Source organism: Streptantibioticus cattleyicolor NRRL 8057 = DSM 46488, from assembly GCF_000240165.1.
GTDB classification, from domain to species: Bacteria; Actinomycetota; Actinomycetes; order Streptomycetales; family Streptomycetaceae; genus Streptantibioticus; species Streptantibioticus cattleyicolor.
In genome coordinates, this window is record NC_017586.1 from 5,082,792 (window position 1) to 5,095,171 (window position 12,380).

The window sequence follows — 12,380 nt, forward strand, 5'->3', positions numbered from 1 at the left end:
TCTCCCGCGCCGAGGGCGGGTTCAGCCGCCGACGCGCTCCAGCCAGCCGCGGCAGGCCCCGCCGAACGGCCCGGTGCCGGCGCCGACCGCCTCCAGCAGCTCACCCGCCGTCCGCCGGGCCGCCTCCACCACCTCCGGCGGATACCCGTACCGCGCCTGGTGCTCGGCGAACTCGTGCTCGTCGTCCACGTACACCGTGCCGTCCCGCCGCCGGATCACGTCCAGATCGAGGTCGACCATGCTCACCGTGGCCTCGCGCCACACCGGGACGGTGGTGATGTCGCAGTAGACCTCGATGTCGGTGGGGGGGGCGTTGAAGGTCGCCGTCCACCAGGCGTCGCGCGGGAAGAGCAGCGTGAAGGCGTGGTCGTAGGTGACCGGCGGCTCGTACCCGCGGCGGCCCTGCGAACCGGCCGGGGCACCGAGCCACACCCCGTGCTCGTCCTCACCCAGCCGTTCCAGGCCGGCGAAGTTCCAGTGCAGCGATCCGTCGTACTTGGTGTAGACGACGTGGCATCCGCCGTGCGCGGTGGGGGAGTCGTTCATCGTGCCGACCCTAGTGGGCCGACCGCATCGGCCACCACACCGTCCCGGCACAACAGCGCCACCGGCAGATCGGCGAACAGCTCCTCCAGCGCCGCCTTGTCGGCCAGTTCGCGGCCGGTGAGCAGGTCCCGCCAGGTGCCCGGCGGCAGCTCCAGGCGGGTGCCGCGCCAGCCGCCCGCGCGTTCCAGCAGGGCGGGCAGTCGGGTCACCGCGGTGATGACGGCGCCGGCCCGGCAGAACGCCAGGCAGTGCGTTGCCGCCGGGCCGTCGGCGGTGAGGGGACGGTGGTCGCCGGCCGCGCCGAACCACTCCGGACGCCGTCGGCGCAGCCGCAGCGCGGTCGCCGTCAGCAGCAGCTTCTCCTCCGCCGCGTCGCGCGGCGCCCGTCCGGCGTCCAGCTCCGCCAGCACCTGGGGATGCATCCGCGGCGGACGCCGGTTGTCCGGGTCGACCAGCGCCGCGTAGGCGCTCTCGGTGCCCTGGTACAGGTCGGGCACGCCGGGCATGGTCAGGTGGAGCGCGGCGGCGCCGAGGCTGTTGGCGCGGGCGTAACCGGCGGTGCGCTCGGTGAAGCGGGCCAGCAGCGGACGGCCGGCCCCGCACGGGCCGCGCTCCACGAATTCGGTCAGCGCCCGCTCGTAGTCCTCGTCCGGCTCGGTCCAGCTGGTGCGCAGCTTCGCCTCCCGGGCCGCCTTCAGCACCGCCGGCACCAGCCGCCGCGGGTCCGGATCCGCCAGGCCCAGCGCGCTCTGCCACGCCACGTAGCCGATCTGGCGGTCCGGCGGGGCCGGCGCGACCTCGGTCAGCTGGTCCAGCAACTCCCGCCAGCGCTCGGGCAGTTCGGTGAGGACCGCCAGCCGGGCGCGGACCTCGGCGCTGCGCTTGGTGTCGTGCGTGGAGAGCACCGTGCCGGTGTACGGCCAGTCCCGCAGCAGCCGGGCGCAGAACGCGTGGAACCCCTCCGGCGTCACCCCCGGCGACCCCGGCGTGCCGCCCACCTCGGCCGGCGCCAGCAGCGGTACGTACCGGTAGAACGCGGTGTCCTCCTCGGCCTTGGCGTGCAGCGCCGAGGCCACCTGGGCGAACCGGGTGGCGAAGTCGGCCACGTCCGCCCGCGCCGCGGCACCGCCGGCCGGCCGGCGCAGCGCCAGGTCACGCACCACGTCCACCGCGTGCGCCTCCTCCGGCACGGTGAACGCCCGGCGGGCCCCGGTGGCCGCCTCGGCGAGCATCGGAGCGGCGCGCTCGGAGTCCGGGTACGGGCGGTAGACCGGCAGCCGGACGAGCAGTTCGCGGATGGCGGCGCGCAGCGCCCACGGCGCGTGGTCGGCGAGGGCCGGGTCGGCCGCGCAGATCCGGTCGGCGGTGCGGCCCAGCCGTTCCACCTCGGCGGCCAGGTCGTGGCCGACCACCTGGCGGGCGGCGCGGTGCGCGGTCTGCGTCCACCGGCCGCCGAGGTCGTCGGCGACCCCGGTGAAGTCCCGGTAGATCTCGGCGACCCGGGCCGCGCCGGCCGGGTCGGTGAAGACCCCGTCGATGTGGCGCAGCGCGTCGTACCCGGTGGTGCCGGCGCAACTGAAGTCCTCCGGCAGCCGTTCCGGGCCGCACAGGATCTTCTCCACCACCGTCCACCGCCCGCCGGTGGCCTCGTCCAGCCGCCGCAGATAGCCGGCCGGGTCGGCGAGGCCGTCCGGGTGGTCCACGCGCAGCCCGTCGGCGACCCCCTCGCGCAGCAGCCGCAGCACCGTGCCGTGGGTCGCCGCGAAGACGTCGGGCTCCTCCACCCGCACCGCGATCAGCTCGGCGATGGTGAAGAAGCGGCGGTAGTTCAGCTCGGTACGGGCCAGCCGCCACCAGGCGAGCCGGTAGTGCTGGGCGGCGAGCAGCTCGGGCAGCGGCAGGTGTCCGGTGCCCGGGCGCAGCGGGAAGGCGTGCTCGTGGTAGCGCAGCTCACCGCCGTCCACCCGCAGCGCGGGCAGCTCGTCGGCGAGCCGGCCGCCGAGCACCGGCAGCAGCACCCGGCCGCCCCCGGCCGCCCAGTCGATGTCGAACCAGTGCGCGAACCGGCTGGCCGGACCGTCCCGCAGCACCTCCCACAACGCCCGGTTGAGCCGCTGCGGGACCGGCACCGCCATGTGGTTGGGCACCACGTCCAGCACCAGCCCCATGCCGTGCGCCCGGGCGGTGCGCGACAGTGAGCGCAGCCCCTCCTCGCCACCCAGCTCCGCCCGCACCCGGTCGTGGTCGGTGACGTCGTAGCCGTGGGTGGAGCCGGGGACGGCCTCCAGCACCGGGGACAGGTGCAGATGGGAGACGCCCAGCGCGGCCAGGTAGGGCACGGCCGCCTCGGCGGCGGAGAACGGGAAGCCGGGCTGGAGCTGGAGCCGGTAGGTGGCGGTCGGCGGCGGGACGCTCTCCTGGGCTGGCGGCACGGGGGTCATACCAGTCCCCTACCCGCGCGGCGGCCCGGTAGTGGGGGGATTCACCCGGCCGCCGGTAGGGCCCGGCCCGCGCCGCCGTACGCGGCAGGACGGAGCCGCCGTGTCACGCCGGACGCTGGAGCACCACCAGGCTGCGGTCGGTCAGCCGCAGCCGGTCGCCGGCGCGCACCTTGCGGCCCGACCCGGGGGCCACCCCGTCCGGCTCCGCGGTGTCCACCACCACCTGCCATTCCTTGCCGTGGTTGACCGGCACCACGAAGTCCAGCTCGTCCGGGGCCGCGTTGAACAGCAGCAGGAACGAGTCGTCGGTGATCTTCTCGCCGCGCGGCCCCGGCTCGGAGATGGCGTTGCCGTTGAGGAAGACCACCAGCGACCGGGCGTGCGCCGCCTGCCAGTCCTGCTGGGCCATCTCCTCCCCTTCCGGGGTGAACCAGGCGATGTCCGACAGCTCGTCGTGGGTGCCCTCCACCGGACGCCCGTGGAAGAAGCGGCGGCGCCGGAAGACCGGGTGGTCGCGGCGGAGCCACACCATCGTCCGGGTGAACTCCAGCAGCCGCAGCGCCTCCTCGTCCCGCGGATCGGCGCCGTCGCCCGGCCAGCGGACCCAGGTCAGCTCCGAGTCCTGGCAGTAGGCGTTGTTGTTGCCGCGCTGGGTGCGGCCGAACTCGTCACCGTGGCTGATCATCGGCACGCCCTGGGAGAGCATCAGGGTGGCCAGGAAGTTGCGCATCTGCCGTCCGCGCAGCGCGAGCACCCCGGGGTCGTCGGTGTCGCCCTCGGCGCCGCAGTTCCACGAGCGGTTGAAGCTCTCGCCGTCCCGGTTGCCCTCGCCGTTGGCCTCGTTGTGCTTCTCGTTGTAGCTGACCAGGTCGCGCAGGGTGAAGCCGTCGTGGCAGGTGACGAAGTTGATGGAGGCCAGCGGACGGCGCCCGTCGTCCTGGTACAGGTCGGAGGAGCCGGTCAGCCGCGAGCCGAACTCCGCCAGCCGGGCGGGCTCGCCGCGCCACAGGTCCCGTACCGTGTCCCGGTAGGCGCCGTTCCACTCGGTCCACAGCGGCGGGAAGTTCCCCACCTGGTAGCCGCCCTCGCCCACGTCCCACGGCTCCGCGATCAGCTTGACCTGGCTGACCACCGGGTCCTGCTGCACCAGGTCGAAGAAGGACGACAGCCGGTCCACCTCGTGGAACTGCCGGGCCAGCGTGGACGCCAGGTCGAAGCGGAAGCCGTCCACGTGCATCTCGGTGACCCAGTAACGCAGCGAGTCCATGATCATCTGGAGGGTGTGCGGACTGCGCATCAGCAGCGAGTTGCCGGTGCCGGTGGTGTCCGTGTAGTAGCGCGGGTCGGCGCCCAGCCGGTAGTACGAGGCGTTGTCCAGCCCCTTGAAGCACAGCGTCGGCCCCAGGTGGTTGCCCTCCGCCGTGTGGTTGTAGACCACGTCCAGGATCACCTCGATCCCGGCCATGTGCAGCGCCCGCACCGCCGTCTTGAACTCCAGCACCTGCTGGCCGCGGTCGCCCATCGAGGAGTAGGCGTTGTGCGGGGCGAAGAAGCCGATGGTGTTGTAGCCCCAGTAGTTGGCGAGCCCCGCGTCGGTCAGCCGGTTGTCGGTGACGAACTGGTGCACCGGCATCAGCTCCAGCGCCGTGACCCCCAGCTCCACCAGGTGCTCGATCACCGCCGGGTGGGCCAGCGCCGCGTAGGTGCCGCGGATCTCCTCCGGCAGCCCCGGATGGCGCATCGTCAACCCCTTGACGTGCGCCTCGTAGAGCACGGTGCGGTGGTAGTCGATGCGCGGCGCGCGGTCCTCGGACCAGTCGAAGAACGGGTTGACCACCACCGAGGCCATGGTGTGCGGCGCCGAGTCCAGGTCGTTGCGGGCGTCGGGGCGGTCGAAGCGGTAGCCGTAGACCGCCTCGTGCCAGTCGATGGCGCCGCTCATCGCCTTGGCGTACGGGTCCAGCAGCAGCTTGGCCGAGTTGCACCGGTGGCCGCGCGCTGGGTCGTACGGCCCGTGCACCCGGAAGCCGTACCGCTGCCCCGGCATCACCCCGGGCAGGTAGGCGTGGCGCACGAAGGCGTCGGTCTCCCGCAGCTCCACCGCGGTCTCCGAGCCGTCGTCGTGCAGCAGGCACAGCTCGATGCGCTCGGCGACCTCGGAGAAGACCGCGAAGTTGGTCCCGGCGCCGTCGTACGTCGCGCCGAGGGGATAGGCGTGTCCCGGCCAGACCTGCATGTCGTCGACTCTTCCACTCGAGGCGCTCGGCTCCGCTGACGGCGCTCGGCGCTGAAGGTATCGGCACTGAAGGTAGAGGCGCTCGGCACTGAGGGCGCTCGGGCGACGGTCAGGGACTCCACGCCCATTGCATCCTCGCGTACCGCGCCGCTCGGATGTCCCTTTTCCCAAGATCTTCCCCTGAACGGGTGCCCGAATGGCGGAAACCCGGAACGCCGTCGGCAAGGGCGGGTGACGAAGCGGTGAATGTGGTGAACTCCGCGCCCGACCGGCTGCGCCCACTCGGCCGACCGCAGTAGGCTTCCTTGATCGTGGGCGGGGCCGGGGAAGGACGGGGGCCGGGAGAGGCGGTGTGGTGGTGACGTCGGAAGGTCTGGTGCTGCCGGGCGGCGGTGACCAGGAGAACCAGGGCGCCACCGACGCTCCCACCGGTGCGGCTCTGCTCCAGCAGCCGGGTGTGAGACTCGACATAGGACCCGAACTGGACTGGGACGCCGACGCCTGGACCGAGGTACGCACCCGCGCCCGCCGGGCCGGCCGCGCCTACGTCTGGCTCAACCTCGTGGAACAGCGGCTGCGGGCCGTCGTCAGCGCCGTGCTGCGCCCCATCTACGAACCCGTGCACGGCGAGGAGTGGGTGACCGCCGCCGCCGGTCCGGCCGGCCACGAATGGGTGCAACGGGCCGCCGCGGTACGGGAGGTCAGCCGCCGCAAGGGCTATCTGCTCGACCCGGCCGACGACACCCTGGTCAGCTTCCTGACCCTGCCCCAGCTGCGCGAACTGGTGGTGCAGCACTGGCCGTGCTTCGAGCCGTACATCGACGAGCGGCGCGAACTGGAGCTGGCGCTGGACGAGTTGGAGGTCGCCCGGCACGTGGTCAGCCGCAACCGGGCGCTGTCGGGCACCGTGCTCGACCAGACCGAGCGGGCCGCCGCCCGGCTGCTGGCCATGCTCGGCGGCGGACCCGAGGCCGACGCCGCCGCCCGGTTGCCGGTCGACGCCGTCGAGGAGATCGTCGGCGACCGCTACGCGGACGTGGTCGGCGTCCACTCCGACCGGGTGCGGCTGCTGCGCAGGCTGCCCGCCGAGGACCTGTTCGGCGGCGCCCGTCGGCTCGACGCGATAGGCATAGGCCTCAACCTGCTGGTGCAGAACTACTCCGGGCGCCGCCTGGTCCGGCTCGCCGAGGACGGCTGCCGGGTGCGGCTGCTCTTCCTCAACCCGGCCAGCAGCGCGGTCCGCCGCCGGGAGCGCGAACTGGGGCTCGGCCGCGGCGAGATGAGCCGCTCGGTGGAGATGAACATCATGCACATGCGCCGGGTGCGGGCCAGGCTGCGGGACACCGCCGCCTTCGAGATCCGGGTCTTCGACGAGACCCCCCGCTTCACCGCCTACCTGGTCGACGGCGACGGCCCGGACGGGCTCGCGGTGATCCAGTCCTACCTGCGCAAGGCGCGCGGGATGGAGGCGCCGGTGCTGGTGCTGCGCGGCGGGCGCCGCCGGCCGCTCCAGCGGTCCGGCGACGGCCCGGCCGGCGACCAGGGGGACGGCGGACTCTTCGGGATCTACCGGGAGGAGTTCGAAGGGGTCTGGACGGACTCCCGCCCGGTCTCCTGACCCCCGCCCCGCCCGCCGCGCTCCGGAGCCGCGTCCCCGGCGCTCCGGCGGCGTTGTCAGAGGCGCGTGCGAGGGTGGTTCCACCAAGGGGGCCCGCGCCGCGGACCACGCGGCGCCGGGAAGCACGCAAGGGGGACGTCATGGGCTGGCACGAGGAGCTGCTGGTCGGCTTCGACCTGGAGACCACCGGCACCGACCCGGCGCACGCCCGGATCGTCTCCGCCGCGGTCACCGAGGTCGCCGCCGGCCGGCCGGTGCGCCACCGGTGCTGGCTGGTCGACCCCGGGCTGCCGATACCGCCGGAGGCCACCGCGATCCACGGCATCACCACCGCCCGGGCCCGCGCCGCCGGCCGCCCGCCCCGTGAGGCGGTCGCCGAGATCGCCCAGGCGCTCACCGGCCACTGGGCGGCCGGGGTCCCGGTGGTCGCCTACAACGCCCCGTTCGACCTCACCCTGCTCACCGCCGAGCTGGCCCGGCACGGCCTGCCGCCGCTGCCCGTCCCGCCCGGCCCGGTGATAGACCCGCTCGTGGTCGACCGCGCCCTCGACCGCGACCGCCCCGGCCGGCGCACCCTCCAGGCCGCCTGCGCGGAGTACGGGGTGGTGCTCGGCCGCGCCCACCAGGCCGAGTCCGACGCGCTCGCCGCCGTCCAGGTCGCCCGCGCGCTCGCCCGGCGCTATCCGCAACTGGCCCGCCGCGACCCGTGGGAGCTGCACCACTCGCAGGCCGCCTGGCACGCCGAGTGGAGCGCCCGCAAGGACGCGCACCGGACCCCGCCCGGCTGGCCGCTGCACCACCGCGCACCGCACCACCGCGTACCGGACCCCTCCATACCGGCCGCGGACCCGGTCAGAACGGGTACCAGCGCACCGTAGGGTCGCCGTCCCGCAGCGAGGCCACCCGCCGGCGGAACTCGGCGAGCGCCGCCGGGTTGCCCGGGGCGTGCTGCGCCACCCAGGCGCAACTGGCGGTCTCCCGCGCCCCGCGCAGCACCGCGCACCCCTCCCACTCGCGCACGTCCCAGCCGTACCGCTCGGTGAACGCGGCGTACTGGGCCGGGTCGAGGCCGTACCGGTCCAGGCTCAGCGCCATCACCACCAGGTCGTGCTCGCGCAGATCGCTGGAGAAGGTCTCCAGGTCCGCCAGCACCGGCCCGTCCGGCCCCACCAGCACGTTGCGCGGCAGCGCGTCGCCGTGCACCGGGCCGGGCGGCAGATGAGGGGTGAGGCGTCGCACCTCGGTGTGGAAGGAGTCCCGGCGCTGGCGCAGGAAGTCGGCGTCGGCCGGGTCCACCGCGTCCCCGGCCAGCCGCAGCCAGCGCTCCACGCCGCCGAGCAGATCGCGGTGCGGCAGGCCGAACGCGGGCTCGGGCAGCGCGTGCACCAGGCGCAGCAGCCCGGCGAGGTCGGCCGGGCCGGCCGGGCGCCGGGCGGGCGGCAGCCGGTGCCAGAAGGTCACCGGGTGGCCCTCGACGAGCCGGGCGGCCGGTTCGGCGGGGCGTACCGCGGGCACGCCGTGCTCGGCGAGCCAGGCGGCGGTGCGCACCTCACGTTCGGCGCGGGGGAGGAGCGCCGCCTCCCGGCCGACCTTGACCACCAGGTCGTCCAGGGTGAAGACGGCGTTCTCGCCGAGCGTCAGCGCCTCGGCGTCGGCCGCGGCCAGCCCGGCCGCGCGCAGCACCTGACGGGCCCGTTCCTCGGTGAAGCCCACCGCACGCTCCTCGTCCACGCGACCTCGGTCCCGGCCGGACGCGGCCGGGCCACTCGCCGCGATCGTATCGGCAGCGCGGCCGGGGGCCTCACCCGGTGGCGGCGGGCGGCAGCCCCAGGCGGCCGGCGGCGGCCTGCCGGTACCGCTCCAGCACCAGCCGCGCCACCTCCGGCGCCGCGCCCAGCGCCCCGGCCACCGCGTCGGCGCCCGCCTCCCGGGCGCCGCGCACGATGCGGTCCGGCAGGAAACCGGGGGCGATCACATAGGGGGCCACGGCGATCCGGCGTACCCCCAGTGCCCGCAGCGCGCGCACCGCGTCCTGCGTCCGGGGAAGGGATGCGGAGGCGAACGTGGGCCGCACGGCGCACCAACCGGTACGCCGCCACTCCCGCGCGATTTCTGCGATCACCGCGATCGCCTCCGGGTCGGTGGAGCCCGCCGAGGCGAGCACGATGCCGGTGCCGCCGCGCTCGGCGGGGTCGACCCCGGCCTCGCGCAGCCGCCGTTCCAGCGCGGCGGTCAGCAGCGGGGAGGGGCCCAGCACTTGCGCCTGACGCATCGTCATATTCGGATGGCGGGCGGCGGCCAGCCGCAGCACCGCGGGGATGTCGGACTTGGCGTGGAACGCCCGGGTCAGCAGCAGCGGCAGGGCGACCACCTCCCGTACCCCCTCGCCCGCGAGTCGGCCGATCACCTGGTCCACCCCGGGGACGCAGTGGTCCAGGAAGGCGGTCTCCACGCGCAGCCCGGGGCGCCGCGACCGTACCCGCTCGCACAGCGCGTGCACGGTCGCGGCGTGCCGCGGATCGCGGCTGCCGTGGGCGACGACCAGGAGCACCGGCGAGGGCATCAGCGGGCCCCGGCCAGCAGTCCGCGGCTGCGCAGCACCCACCGCTCCAGCGGCGCGAACACCAGCAGTTCGATGCCGATGCCGACGACGAGGATGAGCAGGATCCCGGCGAGCACCCAGGCCATGTCGGACTGCTCACGGCCCTGTTCGAGGAACTGGCCCAGACCGGTGCCCAGATCGGGGGAGTTGACGATCAGCTCGGCCGCCATCAGCGACCGCCAGGAGAAGGCCCACCCCTGCTTGAGCCCGGCCAGGTAGCCGGGGAGCGCCGCGGGCATCAGCACATGGCGCACCCCGCGCAGCCCGGTCGCCCCGATGGTCCGTCCGGCCCGCAGGAACAGCGGCGGGATCTGGTCCACCCCGGCCACCAGCCCGTTGGCGATCGAGGGCACCGCGCCCAGCAGCACCACCGCGTAGATCGAGGCGTTGGTCAGGCCGAACCAGATGATGGCGGCCGGCACCCACGCCACCGACGGCAGCGACTGGAGCCCGGACAGGATCGGCCCCAGCGCCGCCCGCACCGGCCGCACCCGGGCCACCACCAGCCCGAGCGCGGTCCCCAGCACCAGCGAGGCGAGGAACCCCAGCACACCGCGGGAGAGCGAGGTCCACACGTAGCCCAGCAGCGTGCCCTCCAGCCACTTCTCGTGCAGCGAGCCGATCACGTCCGCCGGGCTGGGCAGCAGGTAGTGCGCCTTGACCTGGAAGTGGTAGGCGAGCTGCCAGGCGACGAGCACCAGCGCCACCGCCACCAGCGGCGGCACCGCCTTGGACAGCAGCGTGCGGCCCAGCGGCGGGCGCTGCGCGGCGGCGGACTCCAGCGCGTCCAGGCCCGCCTCCAGCCCGGCCAGGTCGCGCCCGTCGTGCGCCGGGCCGCTCTCCGACGCGGCGCCGCCGTCCGGGCCGGGGCCGTCGTCCGCCGGGCGCGCGGTGGTGTCAGTGCTTGCCATGGCGCCGGATCTCCCCCCGCAGCCGCTCGGTGATCTCCACGGACAGGTCGGCCACCGCCGCGTCCTCGATGCGGCGCGGGTGGGGTATGCCGACCGTCCACTCGCGCGCTATCCGCCCCGGCCGGGAGGAGAGCAGGACCACGCGCTGGGCGAGGCGGACCGCCTCGCGGACGTTGTGGGTGACGAAGAGGACCGACAGCCCGCCGCCAGCCGCCCCGGACCGGTTGGCGTCGGACCAGATCCGGGTCAGCTCCTCGTGGAGCACGTCCCGGGTGATGGCGTCGAGCGCCGCGAACGGCTCGTCCATCAGCAGCAGCCGGCTCTCCTGGGCCAGCGCCCGGGCCATCGCCACCCTCTGGCGCATCCCGCCGGACAGTTCGTGGACCCGCTTGCCGTAGGCGCCGCCGAGCCGGACCAGCTCCAGCAACTCCCGTGCCCGATCCTGGCGTTCGCCGCGCGCCACCCCGCGCAGCCGCAGCGCCAGCTCGATGTTGCGGCCTGCGGTCAGCCACGGGAAGAGGGCGTGCTCCTGGAACATCAGGGCGGGCCGGCCGCCGGGGGTGTCGATGGTGCCGGCGGACGGCCGGTCGAGCCCGGCGACCAGGTTGAGCAGGGTGGACTTGCCGCAGCCGGACGCCCCCAGCAGGCAGACGAACTCACCCGGCGCCACGTCGATGCTGATGTCGTCGAGCACCTGGGTCTGGGCGCCCGGTCGGCCGAACGCCTTGGAGACGTGGTCGATCCGGGCGGCGTACGGCGCGGTGGGGGAGTCGGGGTGCGCGGTGCTCGGTGCGGTGACCGTGGTGGCCATCGGCTTCACCTCCGTAGGGACTGGCGTGCGGGGTTAGTGCGCGGACAGGCCCGCGTCGGAGACGGTGGGGTGGCCGGCGGCCTTGAGGACCTTGTTCAGCGGTGCCAGGTCGTAGATGCCCTTCAGATCGGGCGCCTTGAGCAGCCCCGCCTTGACCGCGTGGTCGGCCTCCTCCTGGAGGCTGGCGGCCAGCGGGTCGTCGGTGACCTGGATGTTCTTGAACGCCGAGGCGATGACGGCGGCGGGCAGCGGCTTGCCGGTCAACGCGCCCAGCTGGGCGTTGACGTCCGTGGCCGCCCGGTCCGGGTTGGCCTTGATCCACGCGTTGGTGTTCACCGAGGCGCGCAGCACGGCCTCCACCACGTCGGGGTGGTCCTTGAGGAACGACTGGGAGACCACGACGTTGGTGGCCACGAACTGGCCGCCCTTCCACAGCGTCCGCTCGTCCACCAGCGTCTTCGCGCCCGCGGCCACCAGCTTGGAGGCGGTCGGCTCCGGCACCCAGGCGCCGTCGATCGCCCCGGACTTGTACGAGGTCGGGGTGGTGGCGTTGTCCAGCCGCTCGACGGTGACGTCGCCGCGGCCGGTGGTGGCGTCCACGTGGAAGCCCTTGCCGGCCAGGAAGTTGAGCAGCGCCACGTCCTGGGTGTTGCCCAGCTGCGGGCTGGCGATCTTCTTGCCCTTGAGGTCGTCGACGCCGCGGATCTTCGCCGGGTCGACCACCAGCGAGGCGCCGCCGGAGGTGGCCCCGGAGATGATGCGCAGGCTGCGGCCGTGCGACTTGACGTAGCCGTTGATGGCCGGCGACGGGCCGATCCAGCCGATGTCGATGGAGCCCGCGTTGAGCGCCTCGATCTCCGACGGGCCGGCGTTGAACGTCCGCTGCGAGACCTTGGTGCCCCCCAACTCCTTCTGGAACAGGCCCTCCTTGAGCCCGACCAGCGGGGTGGCGTGGGTGACGTTGGCGAAGAAGCCGATCTTCACGGTGCCGGTGGAGAGCTTCTTGCCGGAGCCCCCGGACGGGGCGGCGGCGGTGCCGGCGTCCGCCTTGGAACCGTAGCCGCAGCCGGCCAGGGCGACCAGGAGCAGCGGCACAGCGGCGGCGGCGGTCAGCAGCCGGGCGGGTCGGGCGGCGACGGGATGGAGGTCGCGGTGGGTGAGGCGCACGGGAGGGGGTCCTCTCGTAGGCCCGGGGCGGCGCGGGTCAGGGCGCGC

General features: G+C 74.4%; 10 protein-coding genes. 2 read left to right on the forward strand and 8 right to left on the reverse strand.

The features are described 5' to 3' along the window. Positions 1 to 21: 21 nt before the first annotated feature. From SCATT_RS22290 to glgX, 3 genes are all read right to left on the reverse strand, one after another. Positions 22 to 546, reverse strand: a complete 525-nt coding sequence (locus tag SCATT_RS22290; RefSeq protein ID WP_014145418.1) for a DUF402 domain-containing protein — start codon at positions 544 to 546, stop codon at positions 22 to 24. Beyond that, positions 543 to 2,987 (reverse strand): malto-oligosyltrehalose synthase, encoded by a 2,445-nt coding sequence (treY, locus tag SCATT_RS22295; protein ID WP_014145419.1) that lies wholly within the window; start codon positions 2,985 to 2,987, stop codon positions 543 to 545. Before treY ends, SCATT_RS22290 begins: the two co-directional genes overlap by 4 nt. Before the next feature lie 103 nt (positions 2,988 to 3,090). Then, complete coding sequence (glgX, locus tag SCATT_RS22300) at positions 3,091 to 5,223, reverse strand: glycogen debranching protein GlgX (protein ID WP_014145420.1); 2,133 nt, start codon at positions 5,221 to 5,223, stop codon at positions 3,091 to 3,093. A gap of 352 nt (positions 5,224 to 5,575) precedes the next feature. On the opposite strand from glgX, the gene SCATT_RS22305 reads away from it, so the two are divergent. After that, positions 5,576 to 6,841 carry an SAV2148 family HEPN domain-containing protein gene (locus SCATT_RS22305; protein ID WP_014145421.1) on the forward strand — a complete coding sequence of 422 codons (1,266 nt, stop codon included), beginning with the start codon at positions 5,576 to 5,578 and terminating at the stop codon, positions 6,839 to 6,841. Between the two features lie 140 nt (positions 6,842 to 6,981). Then, a complete protein-coding gene (locus tag SCATT_RS22310) occupies positions 6,982 to 7,719 on the forward strand; it encodes an exonuclease domain-containing protein (protein WP_014145422.1) in 738 nt (245 codons plus the stop codon). Here SCATT_RS22310 and SCATT_RS22315 read toward each other — a convergent pair. The 5 genes from SCATT_RS22315 to SCATT_RS22335 form a co-directional block, all read right to left on the reverse strand. Continuing rightward, positions 7,694 to 8,572, reverse strand: a complete 879-nt coding sequence (locus SCATT_RS22315) for an aminoglycoside phosphotransferase family protein (protein WP_014145423.1) — start codon at positions 8,570 to 8,572, stop codon at positions 7,694 to 7,696. The two genes, SCATT_RS22310 and SCATT_RS22315, sit on opposite strands and share 26 nt — an antisense overlap. A 70-nt stretch (positions 8,573 to 8,642) precedes the next feature. Continuing rightward, on the reverse strand, positions 8,643 to 9,404 hold the full coding sequence (locus SCATT_RS22320) for a sirohydrochlorin chelatase (protein ID WP_014145424.1): 762 nt from the start codon (positions 9,402 to 9,404) through the stop codon (positions 8,643 to 8,645). Further along, positions 9,404 to 10,354, reverse strand: coding sequence for an ABC transporter permease (locus SCATT_RS22325; protein ID WP_014145425.1), 951 nt, complete (start codon positions 10,352 to 10,354; stop codon positions 9,404 to 9,406). The genes SCATT_RS22320 and SCATT_RS22325 overlap by 1 nt, the downstream gene beginning before the upstream one ends. Next, on the reverse strand, positions 10,341 to 11,165 hold the full coding sequence (locus SCATT_RS22330) for an ABC transporter ATP-binding protein (RefSeq protein WP_014145426.1): 825 nt from the start codon (positions 11,163 to 11,165) through the stop codon (positions 10,341 to 10,343). The genes SCATT_RS22325 and SCATT_RS22330 overlap by 14 nt, the downstream gene beginning before the upstream one ends. Before the next feature lie 33 nt (positions 11,166 to 11,198). Next, positions 11,199 to 12,332, reverse strand: coding sequence for an aliphatic sulfonate ABC transporter substrate-binding protein (locus SCATT_RS22335; RefSeq protein ID WP_014145427.1), 1,134 nt, complete (start codon positions 12,330 to 12,332; stop codon positions 11,199 to 11,201). Positions 12,333 to 12,380: the final 48 nt, after the last annotated feature.

Bases quoted from the DNA above. Each gene is read 5' to 3' on its own strand.
- SCATT_RS22290 (WP_014145418.1), bottom strand. From the start codon at position 546: ATGAACGACTCCCCCACCGCGCACGGCGGATGCCACGTCGTCTACACC.
- treY (WP_014145419.1), bottom strand. From the start codon at position 2,987: ATGACCCCCGTGCCGCCAGCCCAGGAGAGCGTCCCGCCGCCGACCGCC.
- glgX (WP_014145420.1), bottom strand. From the start codon at position 5,223: ATGCAGGTCTGGCCGGGACACGCCTATCCCCTCGGCGCGACGTACGAC.
- SCATT_RS22310 (WP_014145422.1), top strand. From the start codon at position 6,982: ATGGGCTGGCACGAGGAGCTGCTGGTCGGCTTCGACCTGGAGACCACC.
- SCATT_RS22320 (WP_014145424.1), bottom strand. From the start codon at position 9,404: ATGCCCTCGCCGGTGCTCCTGGTCGTCGCCCACGGCAGCCGCGATCCG.
- SCATT_RS22325 (WP_014145425.1), bottom strand. From the start codon at position 10,354: ATGGCAAGCACTGACACCACCGCGCGCCCGGCGGACGACGGCCCCGGC.
- SCATT_RS22330 (WP_014145426.1), bottom strand. From the start codon at position 11,165: ATGGCCACCACGGTCACCGCACCGAGCACCGCGCACCCCGACTCCCCC.